19 protein-coding genes are annotated in these 19,095 nt (G+C 71.4%); 13 read left to right on the top strand and 6 right to left on the bottom strand.

Going from position 1 to position 19,095, the window contains the following annotated elements; all coding sequences use genetic code 11:
• Window positions 1–165: 165 nt before the first annotated feature.
• Window positions 166–654 (bottom strand): LysR substrate-binding domain-containing protein, encoded by a 489-nt coding sequence (locus FJM51_RS15395; protein ID WP_181164572.1) that lies wholly within the window; start codon window positions 652–654, stop codon window positions 166–168.
• 378 nt (window positions 655–1,032) lie between these two features.
• Between FJM51_RS15395 and nadA the strand changes: the two genes are divergently transcribed.
• Genes nadA through nadC form a run of 3 tightly spaced genes read left to right on the top strand, consistent with a single transcriptional unit; the run spans window position 1,033 to window position 4,509 of the window.
• Complete coding sequence (nadA, locus tag FJM51_RS15390) at window positions 1,033–2,088, top strand: quinolinate synthase NadA (protein WP_140455030.1); 1,056 nt, start codon at window positions 1,033–1,035, stop codon at window positions 2,086–2,088.
• A gap of 7 nt (window positions 2,089–2,095) precedes the next feature.
• Window positions 2,096–3,670 (top strand): L-aspartate oxidase, encoded by a 1,575-nt coding sequence (locus FJM51_RS15385; RefSeq protein WP_140455029.1) that lies wholly within the window; start codon window positions 2,096–2,098, stop codon window positions 3,668–3,670.
• Complete coding sequence (nadC, locus tag FJM51_RS15380) at window positions 3,667–4,509, top strand: carboxylating nicotinate-nucleotide diphosphorylase (protein WP_140455028.1); 843 nt, start codon at window positions 3,667–3,669, stop codon at window positions 4,507–4,509. Before FJM51_RS15385 ends, nadC begins: the two co-directional genes overlap by 4 nt.
• On the opposite strand, the gene FJM51_RS15375 is transcribed toward nadC, so the two are convergent.
• Window positions 4,506–4,961 carry a MaoC family dehydratase gene (locus tag FJM51_RS15375; RefSeq protein WP_140455027.1) on the bottom strand — a complete coding sequence of 152 codons (456 nt, stop codon included), beginning with the start codon at window positions 4,959–4,961 and terminating at the stop codon, window positions 4,506–4,508. The genes nadC and FJM51_RS15375 overlap by 4 nt on opposite strands.
• Window positions 4,962–5,070: 109 nt before the next feature.
• Between FJM51_RS15375 and FJM51_RS15370 the strand changes: the two genes are divergently transcribed.
• Genes FJM51_RS15370 through arsH form a run of 4 tightly spaced genes read left to right on the top strand, consistent with a single transcriptional unit; the run spans window position 5,071 to window position 7,635 of the window.
• Window positions 5,071–5,433 (top strand): ArsR/SmtB family transcription factor, encoded by a 363-nt coding sequence (locus tag FJM51_RS15370; protein WP_140455026.1) that lies wholly within the window; start codon window positions 5,071–5,073, stop codon window positions 5,431–5,433.
• 3 nt (window positions 5,434–5,436) lie between these two features.
• Complete coding sequence (gene arsB / locus FJM51_RS15365; protein WP_140455025.1) at window positions 5,437–6,498, top strand: ACR3 family arsenite efflux transporter; 1,062 nt, start codon at window positions 5,437–5,439, stop codon at window positions 6,496–6,498.
• A 2-nt stretch (window positions 6,499–6,500) separates the two neighbouring features.
• Complete coding sequence (arsC, locus tag FJM51_RS15360) at window positions 6,501–6,926, top strand: arsenate reductase (glutaredoxin) (RefSeq protein ID WP_140455024.1); 426 nt, start codon at window positions 6,501–6,503, stop codon at window positions 6,924–6,926.
• The gene (arsH, locus tag FJM51_RS15355) at window positions 6,883–7,635 is read left to right on the top strand and encodes an arsenical resistance protein ArsH (protein ID WP_140455023.1); all 753 of its coding nucleotides are present in this window, start codon (window positions 6,883–6,885) and stop codon (window positions 7,633–7,635) included. Before arsC ends, arsH begins: the two co-directional genes overlap by 44 nt.
• A 7-nt stretch (window positions 7,636–7,642) precedes the next feature.
• Here arsH and guaA read toward each other — a convergent pair whose 3' ends face one another.
• The 3 genes from guaA to FJM51_RS15340 are packed head-to-tail and all read right to left on the bottom strand — an operon-like array spanning window position 7,643 to window position 11,387.
• Window positions 7,643–9,223, bottom strand: a complete 1,581-nt coding sequence (gene guaA / locus FJM51_RS15350; protein WP_140455022.1) for a glutamine-hydrolyzing GMP synthase — start codon at window positions 9,221–9,223, stop codon at window positions 7,643–7,645.
• 56 nt (window positions 9,224–9,279) lie between these two features.
• Window positions 9,280–10,014 (bottom strand): trehalose-phosphatase, encoded by a 735-nt coding sequence (gene otsB, locus FJM51_RS15345; protein WP_140455021.1) that lies wholly within the window; start codon window positions 10,012–10,014, stop codon window positions 9,280–9,282.
• Window positions 10,011–11,387 (bottom strand): alpha,alpha-trehalose-phosphate synthase (UDP-forming), encoded by a 1,377-nt coding sequence (locus tag FJM51_RS15340; protein ID WP_140455020.1) that lies wholly within the window; start codon window positions 11,385–11,387, stop codon window positions 10,011–10,013. The genes otsB and FJM51_RS15340 overlap by 4 nt, the downstream gene beginning before the upstream one ends.
• 141 nt (window positions 11,388–11,528) lie before the next feature.
• Between FJM51_RS15340 and FJM51_RS15335 the strand changes: the two genes are divergently transcribed.
• Genes FJM51_RS15335 through mnhG form a run of 6 tightly spaced genes read left to right on the top strand, consistent with a single transcriptional unit; the run spans window position 11,529 to window position 17,619 of the window.
• Window positions 11,529–14,495 carry a monovalent cation/H+ antiporter subunit A gene (locus FJM51_RS15335; protein ID WP_140455019.1) on the top strand — a complete coding sequence of 989 codons (2,967 nt, stop codon included), beginning with the start codon at window positions 11,529–11,531 and terminating at the stop codon, window positions 14,493–14,495.
• Complete coding sequence (locus tag FJM51_RS15330) at window positions 14,495–14,836, top strand: Na+/H+ antiporter subunit C (RefSeq protein ID WP_140455018.1); 342 nt, start codon at window positions 14,495–14,497, stop codon at window positions 14,834–14,836. The genes FJM51_RS15335 and FJM51_RS15330 overlap by 1 nt, the downstream gene beginning before the upstream one ends.
• The gene (locus FJM51_RS15325; RefSeq protein WP_140455017.1) at window positions 14,836–16,506 is read left to right on the top strand and encodes a monovalent cation/H+ antiporter subunit D; all 1,671 of its coding nucleotides are present in this window, start codon (window positions 14,836–14,838) and stop codon (window positions 16,504–16,506) included. Before FJM51_RS15330 ends, FJM51_RS15325 begins: the two co-directional genes overlap by 1 nt.
• Window positions 16,503–16,985: a Na+/H+ antiporter subunit E gene (locus FJM51_RS15320; protein ID WP_140455016.1), complete on the top strand. Its 483-nt coding sequence runs from the start codon at window positions 16,503–16,505 to the stop codon at window positions 16,983–16,985. Before FJM51_RS15325 ends, FJM51_RS15320 begins: the two co-directional genes overlap by 4 nt.
• On the top strand, window positions 16,982–17,263 hold the full coding sequence (locus FJM51_RS15315; RefSeq protein WP_140455015.1) for a K+/H+ antiporter subunit F: 282 nt from the start codon (window positions 16,982–16,984) through the stop codon (window positions 17,261–17,263). Before FJM51_RS15320 ends, FJM51_RS15315 begins: the two co-directional genes overlap by 4 nt.
• Complete coding sequence (gene mnhG, locus FJM51_RS15310) at window positions 17,260–17,619, top strand: monovalent cation/H(+) antiporter subunit G (protein ID WP_140455014.1); 360 nt, start codon at window positions 17,260–17,262, stop codon at window positions 17,617–17,619. The genes FJM51_RS15315 and mnhG overlap by 4 nt, the downstream gene beginning before the upstream one ends.
• Before the next feature lie 6 nt (window positions 17,620–17,625).
• Here the strand turns inward: mnhG and FJM51_RS15305 are convergent, their stop codons facing one another.
• Window positions 17,626–19,095 carry a ComEC/Rec2 family competence protein gene (locus FJM51_RS15305; protein WP_140455013.1) on the bottom strand — a complete coding sequence of 490 codons (1,470 nt, stop codon included), beginning with the start codon at window positions 19,093–19,095 and terminating at the stop codon, window positions 17,626–17,628.

Here is a 19,095-nt window from a genome sequence, read left to right as displayed (position 1 = left end):
TTGCAACCATCTGCTGCGGGCACCTTTGTAAGGCTGCTCTCGCAAGACGGCAATGCCAACAGCTGGGCGCGAAGCGACGCCTCACCCCACCGCCTGCTCCAACAACCACCCCCGGAACTGCCGGAACGCCGGGCTCCGAAGCTTCCCGCGCGGGAAGATGAAGTATTAGGTGAAATCCCCCCGGTCGAGCACCGGCTTGACCGGGGCGACCAGCCGCCGCGCCCGGAGGTCGTCGGCGAACAGCGCCTTCTGCGCCATCATGATCCCCTGGCCCTCCAGCGCCGCCTGATAGGAGAGGGTCGAGCTCGCGAACTTGTCGCCTGCGTAGGCGTCGATGCCGCCGACGCCGACCGACTCGAGCCAGAAGCGCCAGTCGTCGAAGCGCACCAGCGTGTGCGGGAGCCGCGCCCGCGTCAGGTCCTCGGGCCGTTTCAGGTCGAGCTTGCGGCGGTAGGCGGGGGCGCGGAGCGGGGTGAGTTCGTTCGCGACCAGCCGGTCGACCTCGAGCCCCGGCCACTGGCCGTCGCCGAGCCGGATCGCACCGTCGAGGTTCTTCTTCTCGAAATCCACCGTCTCGATCGACGCGGTCAGCCGCACCTCGGTATCGGGATGCGCCGCCTGGATCACCCTCACCAAGGCCGACCGGATCGCCACCCTCATGCTCGGCCGGCCGGAGAAGCTGAACGCGCTCGACCCCGCGCATCTGCTCGACCTGCGCGCCCGGCTCGCCGAGGCGGACGCGGATCCCGAAGTGCGCGTCACGATGCTGACCGGCGCGGGCGGCCGAAGCCGACTACCCGCGCGACCATCCCCTTCTCTCGCGGCGAATTGTTGCCGGGCGGCCCTGCGTTGGGCGGGGAGTCAGAAACATCCCGGTGCATTCGGCAAGTCTTTGAGAAAGCCGGTATTTCGGCGCCCGCGCGGCTCCGGCCCGGCCGTGTCGCGCCGCCGCGCCTGCTCTTGTCGAGCGGGGGGCGAGGCGCTACGAGGCGATTTCCGACGAATCGATCGTCCGCGCCAGGGGGGCCGCCCATGCTCGATGCGACCAGAATCCGCGAAACGCTCGCGGAGGCCTATGATCTCGCGCCTTCGCTCGAAAAGGCCGAGGCGACGCGCGACATCCATGCCCGGATGGCCCGCGTGGTTCCCCTCGCGGACTGGGCCTTCCACGCGCCCTATGTGATCGAGATCGAGCGGCTGAAGCGCGAGCGGAACGCGGTCGTGCTCGCGCACAACTACATGACGCCGGAGATCTATCATGGCATCGGCGACATCGTCGGCGACAGCCTGCAGCTCGCCATCGCCGCGACCGAGGTCGAGGCCGATGTGATCGTCCAGTGCGGCGTGCATTTCATGGCCGAGACCTCGAAGGTGCTCAACCCGGCCAAGACGGTGCTCATCCCCGATTACGACGCCGGCTGTTCGCTCGCCTCGTCGATCACGGCGGAGGGCGTGGCGGAGATGCGGCGGCGCTATCCGGGCGCGCCGGTCGTCTCCTACGTGAACACCACCGCCGAGGTGAAGGCGGCCTCGGATGTCTGCTGCACCTCCGCGAACGCGCTCCAGATCGTCGAGGCGATGGAGGGCGACACGGTGATCATGACGCCCGACCAGTATCTCGCGCGCAACGTCGCCGCGCAGACGCGCAAGCGGGTGGTCTGGTGGGAAGGCTCGTGCATCGTGCACGAGCTCTACACCGCCGAGGATCTGCGCGCCTACCGCGCGCAGGATCCGGGGCTGAGGATCATCGCCCATCCCGAATGCACGCCCGAGGTGGTGGCCGAGGCCGATTTCACCGGCTCGACCGGCGGGATCATCGACTGGGTGAGCCGCGAGCGGCCGGCGAAGGCGATGCTGGTCACCGAATGCTCGATGGCCTCCAACATCGCCGACGCGCTTCCGGACGTCGATTTCGCCCGGCCCTGCAACATGTGCCCCTACATGAAGATGATCACGCTCGAGAAGGTGCTCTACGCGCTGCATACCGGCGCGGGCGAGGTCACGGTCGATCCCGCGGTCGCGGCCGGCGCGCGGCGCGCGGTGGAGCGGATGATCGAGATCAGCCGCCGCCCCGCGCAGGCGGCCTGAGCCCATCATGACCGCGACGCCCGTGACCGAGACCCAGCGGGTCGTGATCGTCGGCGCGGGCCTCGCCGCGCTCTACGCCGCGCTGAGCCTCGCGCCGCGCCCGGTTCTGGTGATCTCGCCCGGGGCCCTGGGCGAGGGGGCGAGCTCGGCCTTCGCGCAGGGCGGCGTCGCCGCGGCCGTGGGCCCCGGCGACAGCCCGGCCGAGCACGCGGCCGACACGGCGCGCGCGGGCGCGGGGACCGTCGATCCGCTGGTCGCGGGCCAGGTGACGGCCGAGGCGCTCGAACACGTGCTGGCGCTCGCCGAGCGCGGCGCGCCCTTCGACCGGACCGCCGAGGGCGGCTTCGTCCTCTCGCGCGAGGCGGCGCATGGCCGCGCGCGGGTGGTGCGGGTGAAGGGCGACGGCGCGGGCCGGGCGATCATGACGGCGCTGATCGCGGTGACGCGCTCCACGCCCTCGGTCCAGGTGCTCGAAGGGCTGATCGCGACCGGGCTCGAGACCGAAGGCGGCCGGGTGACCGGGCTCCGCCTCGCCGCCGCCGACGGGCATTCGGGCGAGGGGGTGCTGCGCGCCCCCGCCGTCTTGCTCGCGACCGGGGGCGTCGGCGGGCTCTACGCGCGCACGACCAATCCCGGCACGATCCGGGGGCAGGGGCTCGGCATCGCGGCGCGGGCCGGCGCGGCGGTGGCCGACGCGGAATTCGTCCAGTTCCATCCGACCGCGATCGATTGCGACGCCGATCCGCTGCCGCTCGCGACCGAGGCGCTGCGCGGCGAGGGGGCGGTGCTCGTCGACGCGGAGGGGCGGCGGTTCATGCCGGACATCCACCCCGACGCCGAGCTCGCGCCGCGCGACGTGGTGGCGCGCGCGGTCTTCGCCGAATGGCGCGCCGGCCGCCGGCCGATGCTCGACACGCGCGCCGCGATCGGGGAGGCGATCGACACGCGCTTCCCGACCGTCACGGCCAGCTGCCGCGCGCTCGGCATCGATCCGGCGCGCGCGCCGATCCCGGTCGCCGCGGCCGCGCATTACCACATGGGCGGGATCGCCGTCGGCGCGACCGGGCGGAGCAGCCTGCCGGGCCTCTGGGCCATCGGCGAGGTGAGCTCGACCGGGCTTCATGGCGCGAACCGGCTGGCCTCGAACGGGCTGCTCGAGGCGCTGGTCTATGGCCGGGCGGCGGCGCATGACATCGCGGGCGCGCTCGGCGCGCCGGGGGCGGCGCCGGAGGCGGGTTTCGCGCCCCCGCCGGGCGAGGTGGCCGCGCCGGCCGAGGCGGTCGCGGACCTGCGCCGGATCATGACGGAGGAGGTTGGCGTGACGCGATCGGGAGAGGGACTCCGCGCGGCCCTGCGCGGGATCGCGGAACTGGAGGCGCGCACGGACTCGCCGGTCCTGCGCGCGATGACGGCGGCGGCGACGCTGATCGCGGCCGCGGCGCTGGCGCGCGAGGAATCGCGGGGCGGGCATTACCGGACCGACTTTCCCGCGCCCGACCCTGCCCGGGCGCTGCGCTCGCGGATGACGCTGGCGGCGGCGGAGCGTATCCGCGCCGCCGCGCTGGGCGAGGTGGCGGCGTGAGCGCGCTCGTCCTGCCCGACCTGCTGCTCGAGCCGCTGGTGCGCGCGGCGCTCGCGGAGGATCTCGGCCCCTGGGGCGACGTGACCACGCGCGCGGTGATCCCCGCGGGCACGCGCTACGCCGCGCGGATCAACGCGCGCGAGCAGGGCGTCGTCTCCGGGATGGCGCTGGCGCGGATCGCGTTCCGCCTCGTCGATTCGGCGCTGGAACTCCGCCCCGTGCGCGCGGATGGCGATCCCTGCCTGCCGGGCGACACGCTGATGGAGATCGAGGGCGACGCGGCCTCGATCCTCTCCGCCGAGCGGGTGGCGCTCAATTTCGCGGGAAGGCTCTCGGGTATCGCGACGATGACGGCGGCCTTCGCGCGCGCCGCGGCGCCGGCGAAGGTGACCTGCACGCGCAAGACCACGCCGGGCCTGCGCCTCGTCGAGAAGGCGGCGGTCGCCCATGGCGGCGGGTCGAGCCACCGGTTCGGCCTCTCGGACGCGATCCTGATCAAGGACAACCACATCGCCGCCGCGGGCGGGGTCCGCGCCGCGCTGGCCGCCGCGCGGGCCGCCGCCTCGCACATGACGCGGGTCGAGATCGAGGTCGACACGCTCGACCAGCTCTCCGAGGTGCTGGCGGTCGGTGGCGCCGAGGTCGTGCTGCTCGACAACATGGACACGCCCACGCTCGCCCGCGCGGTCGAGATGGTGGCGGGCAAGCTGATCACCGAGGCCTCGGGGAACATGACGCTCGCCCGGCTGCCCGAGGTGGCGGCGACGGGGGTCGACTACATCTCCTGCGGCGCGCTCACCCATTCGGCGCGGGTGCTGGACCTCGGGCTCGACTTCTAGGCCCGTTCCCCGGGTCGTCGGAAGGCCAGCATTTGCGAGGTCATCACCTGCGCGACCTCGCCCCGCTGGTTCAGCGTCTCGGCGCGGACCGTCACCATCCCCCGGTCGGGTTTCGACCGGGAGGGCCGGAGGGCGATGATCTCCGCCACCACCCGCAGGCTGTCGCCCGGACGGGTCGGGCGCGGCCAGGCGATCTCGACGCCCGCCCCGATCAGCCCGCCCGCGATGGGCAGCGTTTCGACCAGCATCCGCATTGTCAGCGCGCCGACATGCCAGCCGCTCGCGGCGAGGCCGCCGAAGAAGGTGGCCTCCGCCGCCGCCTCGTCGAGATGGAAGGGCTGGGGATCCCACTCCGCCGCGAAGGCCTTGATCGCCGCCGCCGTCAGGTCGCTTGGCGCGCTCTCGAAGCGCATTCCGGGCGCGAGATCCTCGAGATAGAGCATTTCCTTCATGGTCTCTCCCCGCGTCGTGACAAGGGCGCCAGTCTCCTTCGCGCGGCGGGGAGAGACAAGCGCCCGAGGCCCGGCTTGACACCGATGACATATCCGTGCTTCTGGATGCATGGATGAATCAGCGACGATCGCGGCGCTCGCCGCCCTGGCCCAGCCGACGCGGCTCCGGACTTTCCGACTTCTGGTCGGGAAGGAGCCCGGCGGCCTGCCCGCGGGGGAACTCGCGCGGCTCATCGACGTGCCGCAGAACACGATGTCGGCCCATCTCGCGACACTGACGCGGGCCGGGCTCGTCTCGGGCGAGCGCCGGGGCCGGTCCATCGTCTACCGCGCGGATCTCGGCAATTTCGGCGCGGTCATGCTCTACCTGCTCCGGGACTGCTGCGGAGGGAACGCGAGCCTCTGCGCGCCGCTCGTCTCGGATCTCATGCCATGCTGTCCCGACGGGGCGGCCAGCGGAAGGACCGCCTGACCCATGTCCGCCTTCGAACGCTACCTGACCCTCTGGGTCGCGCTCTGCATCCTGGCGGGCATCGCGCTCGGCCACGCGCTGCCGGGCCTCTTTCATCTCGTCGCCGCGATCGAGGTCGCGCGGGTGAACCTGCCGGTCGCGGCGCTGATCTGGCTCATGATCATCCCGATGCTGCTGAAAATCGACTTCGCCGCGCTCGCCGGGGTGGGGAAGCACTGGCGCGGGATCGGCGTCACGCTGCTGGTGAACTGGGCGGTGAAACCCTTCTCGATGGCGCTGCTCGGCTGGATCTTCATCGGCTGGCTGTTCCGGCCCTGGCTGCCGGAGGCGGAGATCGAGTCCTATATCGCCGGGCTCATCATCCTCGCCGCCGCGCCCTGCACGGCGATGGTCTTCGTCTGGTCGAACCTCACGAAGGGCGAGCCGCATTTCACGCTGAGCCAGGTCGCGCTCAACGATGCGATCATGGTGGTGGCCTTCGCGCCGATCGTGGCCTTGCTGCTCGGCCTCTCGGCGATCACCGTGCCCTGGAGCACGCTGGTGCTCTCGGTCGTGCTCTACATCGTCGTGCCGGTGATCGCGGCGCAGCTGATCCGGCGCGCGCTGATCAGGGGCGGCTCGACCGCGCGGCTCGACGCGCTGCTCGCCCGGCTCCGGCCGCTGTCGCTTCTCGCGCTCCTTGCGACGCTCGTGCTGCTCTTCGGCTTCCAGGGCGAGCAGATCATCGCCCAGCCCGGGGTGATCGCGCTGCTCGCGGTGCCGATCCTGATCCAGGTCTATTTCAACGCCGGCCTCGCCTATCTCATGAACCGCTGGGCGGGGGAGGCGCATTGCGTGGCCGGACCCTCGGCGCTCATCGGCGCGTCGAACTTCTTCGAACTCGCGGTCGCCGCGGCGATCAGCCTCTTCGGCTTCCAGTCCGGCGCGGCGCTCGCCACCGTCGTCGGCGTGCTGATCGAGGTTCCGGTGATGCTCTCGGTCGTCTGGATCGTGAACCGCTCGAAGTGCTGGTACGAGCGCGCGCCCGCCGTCGCCGCCAATGCCACCTCCGCCAGGGAAGCCTGACCATGGATGTCACCATCTACCACAACCCCGCCTGCGGCACCTCGCGCAACACGCTGGCGCTGATCCGGCACGCGGGGATCGAGCCGAAGGTCGTCGAATATCTCGCGACGCCGCCGGGCCGCGACGAACTGGCGGGGATGATCGCCGCCGCCGGGCTCTCGGTGCGCGAGGCGATCCGGCGGAAGGGGACGCCCCATGACGAGCTCGGGCTCGACGATCCGGGCCTGAGCGACGCCGCGCTGCTCGATGCGATGCTCGCGCATCCGATCCTGATCAACCGGCCCTTCGTCGTCACGCCGCTCGGCACCCGGCTCTGCCGGCCGTCCGAGGTCGTGCTGGAGGTCCTGCCGGCGGAGGCCTTCGCGGGGGCCTTCGCGAAGGAGGATGGCGAGGCCGTGCTCGACGGGAAGGGAAAGCCCGTTGCCTGATCGCGACGATCTGCCCGCCGCCGACCTTCTCCATCTGCGCCAGCCGGATCCCGCGGCGCTGCGCCCGGTCTTTTCCACGCATCCGCCGCGCATCCTGATCCTGCACGGCTCGCTGCGCCGGGTCTCCTACAGCCGGCTGCTGGCGCGGGAGGCGGGGCGGCTGCTCGAAGTCATGGGCGCGGAGGTCCGGCACTTCGATCCCTCCGGCCTGCCGCTGCCCGACGACGCGGACCCCGGGCATCCGAAGGTGCGCGAGCTGCGCGACCTCTCGGAATGGTCGGAGGGGCAGGTCTGGGTCTCGCCCGAGCGCCATGGCGCGATCACCGGCGTGATGAAGGCGCAGATCGACTGGATCCCGCTTGCGATCGGGGCGATCCGGCCGACCCAGGGCAAGACGCTCGCGGTGATGCAGGTCTCGGGCGGCTCGCAATCCTTCAACGCGGTCAATGCGATGCGCCTGCTCGGGCGCTGGATGCGGATGATCACCATCCCGAACCAGTCCTCGGTCGCCAAGGCCTGGCAGGAATTCGACGAGGGTGGCCGGATGAAGCCATCGGCCTATTACGACCGGGTGGTCGACGTCTGCGAGGAACTCGTCAAGTTCACGCTGCTGACGCGCGACTGCTCGGCCTATCTCACCGACCGCTACAGCGAGCGGAAGGAGGAGGCGGCCAAACTCGAAGCGCGGGCGGGTCTCGGGTCGATCTGAGGAGCGGTCACTCCCACTCGATCGTGCCGGGCGGCTTCGAGGTATAGTCGTAGGTCACCCGGTTGATCCCCTTGACCTCGTTGATGATCCGCGTCGCGGTCTCGCCGAGGAAGGCGGCGTCGAACGGGTAGAAATCCGCCGTCATCCCGTCGACGCTCGTCACCGCGCGGAGGGCGCAGACATAGTCGTAGGTGCGGCCGTCGCCCATCACGCCCACGGTCCGCACCGGGAGCAGCACGGCGAAGGCCTGCCAGATCGCGTCGTAGAGCCCGTGCCGGCGGATCTGGTCGAGATAGACCGCGTCGGCCTTGCGAAGGATCTCGAGCTTCTCGCGCGTGATCCCGCCCGGGCAGCGGATCGCGAGGCCGGGGCCGGGGAAGGGATGCCGGCCGACGAAGCTCTCCGGCAACCCCAGTTCGCGGCCGAGCGCGCGGACCTCGTCCTTGAAGAGCTCGCGCAGCGGCTCGACCAGCTTCAGGTTCATCCGCTCGGGCAGGCCGCCGACATTGTGGTGGCTCTTGATCGTGACCGAGGGGCCGCCGGTGAAGCTGACGCTCTCGATCACGTCGGGGTAGAGCGTGCCCTGGGCGAGGAACTTCGCATCGCCCACCTCGCGCGCGTAGCGGTCGAACACCTCGATGAAGAGCCGGCCGATGGTCTTGCGCTTGGTCTCGGGATCGGACTCGCCCTCGAGCGCGTCGATGAAGAGGTCGCTCTCGTCGGCGTGAATGAGCGGGATGTTGTAATGGTCGCGGAAGAGCGTCACGACCTCCTCGGCCTCGCCCATCCGCATCAGCCCGGTATCGACGAAGACGCAGGTGAGCTGGTCGCCGATCGCCTCGTGGATCAGCACGGCGGCGACGGAGGAATCGACGCCGCCCGAGAGGCCGCAGATCACCTTGGCATCGCCCACCTGGGCGCGGATCGCCTCGATCGCCTGCTCCTTGTAGGCGGCCATGGTCCAGTCGCCGGTAAAGCCCGCGAGATCGGTGAAGTTCCTCAGGATCCGCGCGCCATTGACGGTGTGATGCACCTCCGGGTGGAACTGCACCGCGTAGAAGTGGCGCTCCGGGTCGGAGGTGATCGCGAAGGGCGCGTTCGGGCTCTCGCCGATCACCGAGAAGCCGGGGGCGAGCGCGGTCACGCGGTCGCCGTGGCTCATCCAGACTTCCTCGCGCCCCGTGGCGAAGAGGCCGGTGAAGAGCGGGTCGCTTGTCTCGGTCGGCGTCACGTAGGCGCGGCCGAATTCGGCGTGGTGGCCGGCCTCGACCCTGCCGCCGAGCTGGGTCATCATCACCTGCTGGCCGTAGCAGATGCCGAGCACCGGCACGCCGAGGGTGAAGACCTCGTCGGGGGCGCGGGGGCTCCCGTCCTCGGTCACCGAGGCGGGGCCGCCGGAGAGGATCACCGCGCGGGGGGCGAAATCGGCGAGGAAGGCCGCGTCGACCTTCTGGAACGGATGGATCTCGCAGTAGATCCGCGCCTCGCGCAGGCGGCGGGCGATGAGCTGCGTCACCTGGCTGCCGAAATCGACGATCAGGAGGCGCTGATGTTCGGCGGCGGGGTCGGGGATCGCTGTCTCTGTCATGGGCGACGCATAATTCGCGCCCGCGGCCTTCGCAAGAGCCTCGCGCGGGGGCCGCCTCAGCCGAGCCGCGCGGCCTCGCGCGCGATCCAGGCGCGGACCTCGGCCGGGTCGGCGGCGCGGTAGCCGGCGGCGCTCTCGCCCGGGCCCACGCGCACGCCGACGCCGCCGAGATCGAGCGCGGCGGCGATCGCATCCTCGTCGGTCGTGTCGTCGCCGATCATCACCGGCCGGCGCCCGGCGAAGGGCGCGCGGGCGGCGAGGGCGCGGAGCGCGCGGCCCTTGTTCGCGCTCGCCGGCTTCACCTCGACGACCATGTGCCCGGCCTGGGCCACGTGATCCGCGTTCCGCTCGGCTTCCGCCTTCGCGGCGGCGATCAGGCTTTCACCGGCCTCGGGCGCGGCGCGGTAGTGGATCGCGAGGATCGGGCCCTTCACCTCGATCCGGGCGCCGGGAAAGCCGGCCACCGCCGCGTCGAGCCGTTCCAGCATCTCCGCGACCGGCCCGCGCGGGGTCGGCGGCGGCGGGCTGCCCGGTTCGCTGACCTCGAGCCCGTGGCCGCCGGCGCGCCAGAGCGCGCGCGGCGTCCGGCGGTCGAGGTCGCGGATGTCGCGCCCGCTCAGCAGCGCCAGCGCGCCCGAGAGCCGCGCGGCGAGCCGGGCCAGCGCCGCCTCGGTCCCGGCGTCGAGCCGCACCGCGTCGGGATCGTCGCGCAATTCGGCCAGCGTGCCGTCGAAATCGAGAAAGAGCGCGTCGCCCGGGGCGAGGCGCAGGTCGCTCAGGTTCCGGCTCATTGCGCGCAAGCCTCGAGCGCGTCGAGGAAGCTCCGGCGCCACCAGGAGATGTCGTTCTGGCGCACGCCCCGGATCAGCGCGTTCCACCGCTCGCGCCGCTCCTCGACCGGCATCAGCAGGCCGCGCTCGATCGCATCGGCCATGCCGGCGATGTCGTGCGGATTGACGAGGAGCGCGTCGGGCATCTGCTCGGCGGCGCCGGCGAATTCGGAGAGGATCAGCACGCCCGGATCCTCGGGATCCTGCGCGGCGACGAATTCCTTCGCGACGAGGTTCATCCCGTCGTAGAGCGGCGTCACCAGCGCCACGCGCGCGATCCGGTAGAGCCCGGCCAGCACCTCGCGCGGATAGCCGCGGGCGAGATAGCGGATCGGCACCCAGTCGAGATCGCCGTAATCGGCGTTGATCCGGCCCGCGAGCCCGTCGAGCTCGACCCGGAGCGCCTGATAGGCGTCGACCGATTCCCGCGACGGCGGCGCGATCTGCAGGAAGCTCACCGTGCCGCGCAGTTCGGGGGATTCGTCGAGCATCCGGCCGAAGGCCGCCATCCGCTGCGGCAGCCCCTTGGAATAGTCCATCCGGTCCACGCCGAGCACGAGGGCGCGGTTCTCGATGATCCGGCCGAGCCGGTCCGCCGCCGCCAGCGCCTCCTGCGAGCCCGCGAGGCTCAGCATGTCCTCGGGATCGATGCCGATCGAGAAGGTTTCGGCCCGCACCACCCGTTCGAAGACGCTGATCGTGCCGTCCGCGTTCTGGACGCCGCCGCATTGCTCGGTCAGGTAGCGCCTGAAGTTCGCCGCGTCGCGGTCGGTCTGGAAGCCGACGAGATCGAAGGCGCAGAGCCCGCGGGCGAGCCGCTGGTGCTGCGGCAGGGAGGTGAAGACCTCCGGCGCGGGGAAGGGGATGTGCAGGAAGAAGCCCATGAGCCCCTCCCAGCCGCTCGCCCGCATCTCCGCGCCCATCAGCAGGAAATGGTAGTCGTGGATCCAGACGAGATCGTCGGGCCGCGTCTGCTGCGCGAGCAGCCGGCCGAAGCGGCGGTTGACCGCCTCGTAGGCCTCGAACTCGCCCTCGTCGAAATGGGCGAGATCGGTGCGGTAGTGAAAGACCGGCCAGAGGGCGCGGTTGGAATAGCCGAGATAGTAGCCGTCGCATTCGGGCTGGGTGAGATCGGCGAGGGCGAAGTCGATCGGGCCGTCGGCGAAGAGCCGGACGCCCCGGGTCTCGCGCTCGACCACCTCGCCGGACCAGCCGAACCAGACGCCGCCGCCCCGCTCGGTCAGCGCGTCGTAGAGCGCGACGGCCAGCCCCCCGGCGCGCGGCTCGCCCGGCGCGGCGGTTCGGTTCGATGCGATGACGAGTCTGCGTGGCATTGCGGCGCACAAGATAGCATCCCCGGCGAGAAGGCAAGGGCGCGGAATCGCGCGCCGGCTCCCGCGGTTTCCCGCCGCGGCCCCGCGCGCGCCGCCCAACGCGCCCTTGCCGCGCCGCGCCCGACCTGAAATGAGTTCCCCATGGTCGAGAGCAACCTCCTGCTGATCCTGCTGATCCTTCCCTTCGCGGGCAGCGTCGTCGCCGCGACCTCGCCCGCGAATCTGCGCAACGCCGAGGTCTGGCTCTCGGCGGCGGTGAGCGCGGTCGGACTCGGGATCCTCGCGGCGCTGCGCGGCCACGTGACCGAGGGCGGGGTGGTCGAGAAGACGATCCGCTGGATGCCCTCCTTCGGCCTCGATTTCGCGCTCCGCGTCGACGGTTTCGCCTGGATCTTCCTCGTGCTGATCCTCGGCATCGGGCTGCTCGTCGTGATCTACGCGCGCTACTATCTCTCGGCGCGCGACCCGGCGCCCCGGTTCTACGCCTCGCTCCTCGCCTTCATGGGGGCGATGACCGGGCTCGTGATGTCCGGGAACCTGATCCTGCTCCTGATCTTCTGGGAGCTCACGAGCCTCGTCTCCTTCCTGCTGATCGGCTACTGGCACCAGAACGCGCAGGGGCGCGACGGGGCGCGGATGTCGCTGATCGTCACCGGGGCGGGCGGGCTCTGCCTGCTCGCGGGGCTGCTCGTCATCGGCCATGTCGTGGGAAGCTACGACCTCGACACCGTGCTCGCCTCCGGCGACCGGCTGCGGGAGGATCCGCTCTACCTGACCGCGCTCATCCTCGTCATGCTCGGCGCCTTCACCAAGTCGGCGCAGGTGCCGTTCCACTTCTGGCTGCCGCATGCGATGGCCGCGCCGACGCCGGTCTCGGCCTATCTGCATTCGGCGACGATGGTGAAGGCGGGGGTCTTCCTGCTGCTGCGCTTCGCGCCGGTGCTGAACGGGACCGAGGCCTGGTTCTGGGTCGTGGGCGGGGTCGGCATGACGACGCTGCTGCTCGGCGCCTTCTTCGCCTTCTTCCAGCACGACCTGAAGGGGCTGCTCGCCTATTCGACGATCAGCCATCTCGGCCTCATCACCGCGCTCGCCGGGATCGGCACGCCGGAGGCGCTGGTGGCGGCGACCTTCCACATCATCAACCACGCGGTGTTCAAGGCCTCGCTCTTCATGGCGGCGGGAATCATCGACCACGAGACCGGCACGCGCGACATGCGCCGGCTCGGCGGGCTGCGCCACGCGATGCCCTATACCGCGACGCTCGCCATCGTCGCCTCGGCCTCGATGGCGGGCATTCCGCTGCTGAACGGCTTCCTCTCGAAGGAGATGTTCTTCGCCGAGACGATCGAGGCGCATGACAATTCCGCCTTCGACCAGGCCATGCCCTGGATCGCGCTCGTCGCGAGCGCGCTCGCGGTCGCCTATTCGCTGCGCTTCATCGTCTCGGTCTTCTTCGGGCCGACAACGACCGACTGCCCGCGAAAGCCGCACGAGCCGCCGCACTGGATGCGCTTCCCGATCGAGATCCTGGTCGCGATCTGCCTGCTGGTCGGGATCCTGCCCGGGGCGACGATCGCGCCCTATCTCAGGACCGCGGTCGTGGCGCTTCTGGGCGATGCGACGCCCGATTACAGCCTCGCGCTCTGGCACGGGGTGAACGCGCCCTTCGTGATGAGCGTGATCGCGCTCGTCGCGGGCTGCCTGATCTACGCGCTGCTCGCCCGCCATGTCGCGGCGGCGCCGGAGGGGCCGCCGGTGATCCGCCGGCTCGAGGGGCAGCGGATCTTCGAGCGGATGCTGCTCGCGCTCTCCTGGCGGTGGATGCGCGCGCTGCACCGGCTGCTCGGGACCGAGCGGCTGCAGGTCCAGCTCCGGATCCTGGTGCTGATGGCCGCGGGCGCGGCGACCGCGACCTTCCTGCGCGATCCGCCGACCTGGGCGCCGCTCTCGCTCGCGAATTTCGACCCGCTCTTCGCGCTGGTCTGGCTCGTCGGCGCCGCCTGCGCGATCGGCGCGGCCTGGCAGGCGAAGTACCACCGTTTCGCCGCGCTCGTGATGCTCGGGGGCGCCGGGACCGTGACCTGCGTGACCTTCGCCTGGTTCTCGGCCCCCGACCTCTCGGTGACGCAGCTCCTCGTCGAGATCGTGACGACCGTGCTGCTGCTCCTCGGGCTCCGCTGGCTGCCGAAGCGCAACCAGGCGATCCGCGACGACGTCGAGTTCCGCGCCCGCGCGCGGCGCTTCGCCGATCTCATCGTCGCGGTCTTCTGCGGCGCGGGGATCGCGATGATCTCCTACACCGTCATGTCCGCGCCGCTCGACCGCGAGATCGCGACCTATTTCCTCGAACACGCCTACAGCCTCGGCGGCGGCACCAACGTGGTGAACGTGATCCTGGTGGATTTCCGGGGCTTCGACACGTTCGGCGAGATCACCGTGCTCGGCATCGTCGGGCTCACCGTCTTCGCGCTGCTGCGCCGCTTCCGCCCGGCGCGGGAGAGCGACGACATTCCCGAGCAGCAGCGGATCCAGCGCGACTACGAGGTGACGGCCGAGCACCGCCGGCCGGGCGAGACGCTGCGCGACTACATGTTCGTGCCCTCGGTCATCATGCGCTGGATGTTCCCGGCGACGATCATGATCGCGGCCTATCTCTTCCTGCGCGGCCACGACCTGCCGGGCGGCGGCTTCGCGGCCGGGGTGGCGCTCGCGATCGGCTTCCTGCTGCAGTATCTCGGCGCGGACGCGCGCTGGGTCGAGGACCGGCTCCGGATCCTGCCGATCCGCTGGATCGGCTTCGGCCTGCTGATCGCCGCGGCGACCGGGCTCGGCTCCTGGATGTTCGGCTTCCCGTTCCTAACCGCGCATGCGCGCTATCTCGAGGTGCCGCTGGTCGGCAAGGTGCCCTTCGCGACCGCGCTCATCTTCGATTTCGGCGTCTTCACCCTCGTCGTCGGCGCGACCGTGCTGGTGCTGATCGCGATCGCCCACCAGTCGCTCCGCTCCAAGCGCGACCGCCCGCCCGAGGAGGAGCCCGACCCGGACCTGGCCGGGCCGGAGGCGGAGGTGGAGGAAGAGGACGGCTGGCGGGGAGGCTCCGCCTGATGGAACTCGTCCTGTCCCTCGCGATCGGGGTGCTGGTCGCCTCCGGCGTCTGGCTGCTGCTGCGGCCCCGGACCTATCAGGTGATCGTCGGCCTCGCGCTGCTCGCGCACGGGGTCAACCTCTTCATCTTCTCGATGGGGCGCCTCAGGACCGGGGCGAGCCCGATCCTGAGCAAGGAGGGCGCGGTCGCGGCCGGCGCCTACGCCGATCCGGTGCCGCAGGCGCTGGTGCTGACCGCGATCGTGATCAGCTTCGCGACCACGGCGCTCTTTCTCGTCGTGCTGATCGCCGCCCGCGGCTTCACCGATACCGACCATGTCGACGGCAAGGAGAGCGACTGATGCCGGCGCCGGAGCACCTCATCATCGCGCCGGTGCTGATCCCGCTGATCGCGGGCGCGCTCATGCTCTTCTACGAGGACCGGCAGCGGCGGGCGAAGCGGGTCATCAGCTTCATCGCGGTCGCGGCCCTCGTCGTCGTCGCGCATGACCTCCTGAACCTCGCGCGCCGGGGGGGCGAGGCGGGGACGGTCGGGGTCTACCTGCTCGGCAACTGGCCGCCGCCCTTCGCGATCGTGCTGGTGCTCGACCGGCTCGCGGCGATGATGCTGCTCCTGACTGCGGTGCTCGGCCTCGGCGCGCTCATCTTCGCGAGCGCGCGCTGGGACCGGCGGGGGCAGCATTTCCACAGCCTCTTCATGTTCATCCTGACGGGGCTGAACGGCGCCTTCCTGACCGGCGACCTCTTCAACCTCTTCGTCTTCTTCGAGGTGATGCTCGCCGCCTCCTACGGGCTGGCGCTGCACGGCTCGGGCGCGCTCCGGGTGCGGGCGAGCCTGCACTACATCGCGATCAACCTCGCCGCCTCGCTCCTGTTCCTGATCGGGGTCTCGCTCATCTACGGCGTGACCGGCACGCTCAACATGGCCGATCTCGCCGCGCAGATCCCGACCCTGCCGGCCGAGCAGAAGCCGCTCCTGAAGGCGGCGGCGGCCATCCTCGGCATCGCCTTCCTCGTCAAGGCGGCGATGTGGCCGCTCTGCTTCTGGCTGCCGATCACCTACCTGGCCGCGGCGCCGCCGGTCGCGGCGATGTTCGCGATGCTCTCCAAGGTCGGGGTCTACGTGATCCTGAGGATGACCTCGCTCTTCGGCACCGGCGTCGGCGAGACCGGGATCGGCGCGGAGATCCTCGTCGCGGGCGGCTTCGCCACCGTCGCCTTCGGCACCTTCGGCGTGCTCGCCTCCCAGGGGCTCGGCCGGCTCGCGGGCTCGACGGTGCTCGTCTCCTCGGGCACGCTGCTCGCGGTGATCGGGCTCTTCGGGCTCGGCGGCGGCTCGCATCTCGTCGCGGCCGGGCTCTACTATCTCGTGAGTTCGACGCTCGCGATCAGCGCGCTCTTTCTCATCATCGAACTCGTCGAGCGCGACGAGGGCAGTTTCGCCACCGTCTTCGCGGTGACGGCCGAGCTCTACGGCTTCAGCGAGGACGCGGCCGACGAGGACGAGCCGCTGGTCGGCCCGGTGCTGCCCGGCGTCTTCACCGTGCTCTCGGTCTGCTACGCCTGCGTCGCGCTGCTCATCGCCGGGCTGCCGCCGCTCGCCGGGTTCATGGCGAAATTCGCGATCCTCTCGGCCGCCTTCAACCCGGAGGGGATCGGGACGGACGGGCCACCCTCGCCGCTCGCCTTCGCGCTGACCGGGCTCCTGCTCGTCTCCGGCCTCGCCGCGATGATCGCGCTGGTCCGGACCGGGATCCAGACCTTCTGGGGCCCGGTGGACGAGGAGGACCGCACCCGGGCGGCGCTCGTCGAACTCGTGCCCGTGATCGGGCTGATCGCGATCACGCTCTACATGACGGTGCAGGCCAATTCGGTGATGCGCTACATGGAGGCGACGGCGCGCTCCCTCTCCGAGCCTCACCTCTATGTCGAGACCGTGCTCGGCGCGCGCCCCTACGTGATCGAGGAGACCGCGCCCGTCGACGCGGGCGGGGAGGGGGAGGCGCGATGACGCGGCATCTGCCCCATCCGATCCTGACCGCCACCGTCATCCTGATGTGGCTGCTGCTGAACCGCTTCTCGGTCGGGCATCTCCTGCTCGGCGCGCTCGTCGGCGTCATCGCGGGCAAGGCGATGTCGGCGCTGCGCCCGCCCCGGGTCCGGCCGCGCCGGTGGTGGCTGATCCCGGGGCTCGCGCTCCGCGTGCTCGGCGACATCGGCGGGTCCAACCTCGCCGTCGCCGGCCAGATCCTGCGCGGGGCGGAGCGGCGCGTGCCGGGCTTCGTCGAGATCGGGCTCCGGCTCCGCGATCCCTTCGCGCTCGGCATCCTCGCGACGATCCTGACCGCGATGCCGGGCACCGCCTGGATCCAGTACGACCGCGCGAGCGGCCGGCTCCTGCTGCACGCGCTCGACCTCGGGGACGGGACCGACTGGGCCGGCATCGTGCGCGAGCGCTACGAGGGGCCGCTGATGGAGATCTTCGAATGAGCGGAACGATCCTCTACTACTCGGTCGTCGGCGCCCAGGTCGCGCTGGTCGCGGCGATGGCCTGCGCGGTGATCCGGATGATCATCGGCCCGCGCGCGCAGGACCGCGTGCTGGCCTTCGACGCGGCCTCGATCTGCACGATGCTGATCTTCGTGACCCAGGGGATGCGGACCGGCAACGTCTTCTTCTTCGAGGGCGCGCTCGTCATCTCCGCCCTCGCCTTCGTCGCGACCGTCGCGCTCGCCAAGTTCCTGATGCGCGGGGAGGTGATCGAATGAAGACGCATTTCGAGGCGCTGCCGCCCGCCGTCGCGCTCCTCGTCGCGGCGCTGCTCGTCATCGGCGCGGGGCTGACGCTGATCGGCGCGGTCGGCCTGCTGCGGCTCCCGACCTTCTACGAGCGCATCCACGCGCCCACCCTCGGCACCAGCGGCGGCACGGCGGGGATCGTCACCGCCTCGATGGTGCTCTTCTCGGTGCTCGCCGGGCGGCTCGCGGTGCATGAACTGCTGATCGGCTTCTTCGTCACGATCACGACGCCGGTGACGCTGATGCTGCTCGGCCGCGCCGCGCTCTACCGCGACCGGAGCGAGGCGAAGGCCGAGGCGGACCGGGCGGCGCGCGAGGCGGAGTGAGCCGCCTCAGCTCGTGGCCGCCCGCCGCGCCGGCAGGGCGCGGGTCCAGTCGACGTAGAGCGAGCCGTACTGGACCCCGGTCCCGCCGGTCGTGACGCCGGGCGCGTCCGCGGGCGGATCCTCGTCGAGCCGGACCAGCCCCGGCCCGCAATGCGCGCGCAGCGCCTCGAGAAGGGCGGGGAGCGGCATCGCGTTCCACCGCTTCTTCCGCGCCATCTCCTCGTCCACGGGAATGAAGCTCACCAGATCGGGCGCCGGCATCCGTTCGAGCCCCCGGGCGCGCAGCGTGGCGTTGTGGCTGCCGTGATGGCCGACCTTGTAGAAGACCGTGCGCGCGAGCAGGTCGGCGGCGGTCAGCGTGCCCTCCGGCCCCGGCCAGGCGAGCGTGTCCCAGGAGAGCCAGTTGCCGACCTGCGCGTCGGCGGGGAAGAGCAGCACCTCGCCGCCGCCGCCCTCGCCGTCCCCGTCGCCCTCGACGAGTTCGATCGCGAGCACGAGGCTCGTGTTGTTCGTCGCCCCGTCGAGCGCCAGCGCGAGGCCCTCGGCGCTCGCGAGCCAGGCGCCGTCGATGCGCCGCCAGGACTGTTCCGCATCGTCGAGATAGAGTTCGCGGAAGAACTTCGCGCGGTCGTCGGCGAGTTCCCCGAGGCTCGCGAGCGGCAGGCCCCAGCCGGGGCCGAACGGGCTGAACGCCTCGCCCGGGGCCGCGCCGTCCTCCCCGGCGGCGAGCAGCACCGAGGCCTCGAGCGCGCCGGCGGCGATGTGATAGACCTCGCGCGTCGAGTCGGTCCGGCGCAGGCTCGCGCGGTCCATCGGCGGCCCGAGCACGCGGAAGCGCAGTTCCGGCGCGGCCTCGGGGGCGAGCACCGCGCCGGGTTCGAGGTAGCGCACCCGGCCCGGCGGCGCGAGGCCGGCGGCGAAGGCCATCGCCTCCGCGGTATGGCCGAGGCCGCTCGCCCCGGACTCCTTCGCCTCGACGCCGAAGAAGCTCAGCGCCGCGCCGACGGCGGGTTCGTCCCCGAGCCCCGCCGCGCCGAGGCGCAGCGCCATCGCGGTGAGCGCGCGCAGCCCGGCCGCGCGTTCCTCGCGGAGCGTCCGCGCGAGGTCGCTGGCCGGATCCTCGGTCCAGGCGAACCAGACCTCGCCGACGCTGAGCTTGCCCGCCGCCCCCGCCTCCTCGGGCGCGGCGAAGAGATCCCGGGCGAGGAAGAACCCCGCGACGTGATCGTAATGCTCGTGGGTGACGGCGAGCACGTCGATCCGCCCGCCGGTCTCCTCGATCACCGAGCCGAGGACCGCGCGCAGCCGTCCGGTCGCGTCGGGCGTGCCGAGGATGACGCCGCAGTCGATCATCATGTGGAAGGGGGGCGCGTCGTCGCGCAGCACCGAGACGAGGAAGCAGTCGCCGAGCCCCTGGCGGTACATGCGGACCCGGACGCGAGGCCGGGTTTCACTGGCCTGGGTTTCGCGGGCCAT

The sequence above is a fragment of the Amaricoccus solimangrovi genome (genome assembly GCF_006385685.1).
GTDB lineage: Bacteria > Pseudomonadota > Alphaproteobacteria > Rhodobacterales > Rhodobacteraceae > Amaricoccus > Amaricoccus solimangrovi.
Note: the sequence above shows the minus strand (reverse complement) of the source record. Positions and strands in the feature narration are given on the sequence as shown.

Bases quoted from the DNA above. Each gene is read 5' to 3' on its own strand.
- nadA (WP_140455030.1), top strand. From the start codon at position 1,033: ATGCTCGATGCGACCAGAATCCGCGAAACGCTCGCGGAGGCCTATGAT.
- FJM51_RS15385 (WP_140455029.1), top strand. From the start codon at position 2,096: ATGACCGCGACGCCCGTGACCGAGACCCAGCGGGTCGTGATCGTCGGC.
- FJM51_RS15375 (WP_140455027.1), bottom strand. From the start codon at position 4,961: ATGAAGGAAATGCTCTATCTCGAGGATCTCGCGCCCGGAATGCGCTTC.
- FJM51_RS15370 (WP_140455026.1), top strand. From the start codon at position 5,071: ATGGATGAATCAGCGACGATCGCGGCGCTCGCCGCCCTGGCCCAGCCG.
- arsB (WP_140455025.1), top strand. From the start codon at position 5,437: ATGTCCGCCTTCGAACGCTACCTGACCCTCTGGGTCGCGCTCTGCATC.
- arsC (WP_140455024.1), top strand. From the start codon at position 6,501: ATGGATGTCACCATCTACCACAACCCCGCCTGCGGCACCTCGCGCAAC.
- arsH (WP_140455023.1), top strand. From the start codon at position 6,883: ATGGCGAGGCCGTGCTCGACGGGAAGGGAAAGCCCGTTGCCTGATCGC.
- guaA (WP_140455022.1), bottom strand. From the start codon at position 9,223: ATGACAGAGACAGCGATCCCCGACCCCGCCGCCGAACATCAGCGCCTC.
- otsB (WP_140455021.1), bottom strand. From the start codon at position 10,014: ATGAGCCGGAACCTGAGCGACCTGCGCCTCGCCCCGGGCGACGCGCTC.
- FJM51_RS15340 (WP_140455020.1), bottom strand. From the start codon at position 11,387: ATGCCACGCAGACTCGTCATCGCATCGAACCGAACCGCCGCGCCGGGC.
- FJM51_RS15335 (WP_140455019.1), top strand. From the start codon at position 11,529: ATGGTCGAGAGCAACCTCCTGCTGATCCTGCTGATCCTTCCCTTCGCG.
- FJM51_RS15330 (WP_140455018.1), top strand. From the start codon at position 14,495: ATGGAACTCGTCCTGTCCCTCGCGATCGGGGTGCTGGTCGCCTCCGGC.
- FJM51_RS15325 (WP_140455017.1), top strand. From the start codon at position 14,836: ATGCCGGCGCCGGAGCACCTCATCATCGCGCCGGTGCTGATCCCGCTG.
- FJM51_RS15320 (WP_140455016.1), top strand. From the start codon at position 16,503: ATGACGCGGCATCTGCCCCATCCGATCCTGACCGCCACCGTCATCCTG.
- FJM51_RS15315 (WP_140455015.1), top strand. From the start codon at position 16,982: ATGAGCGGAACGATCCTCTACTACTCGGTCGTCGGCGCCCAGGTCGCG.
- mnhG (WP_140455014.1), top strand. From the start codon at position 17,260: ATGAAGACGCATTTCGAGGCGCTGCCGCCCGCCGTCGCGCTCCTCGTC.
- FJM51_RS15305 (WP_140455013.1), bottom strand. From the start codon at position 19,095: ATGGCCCGCGAAACCCAGGCCAGTGAAACCCGGCCTCGCGTCCGGGTC.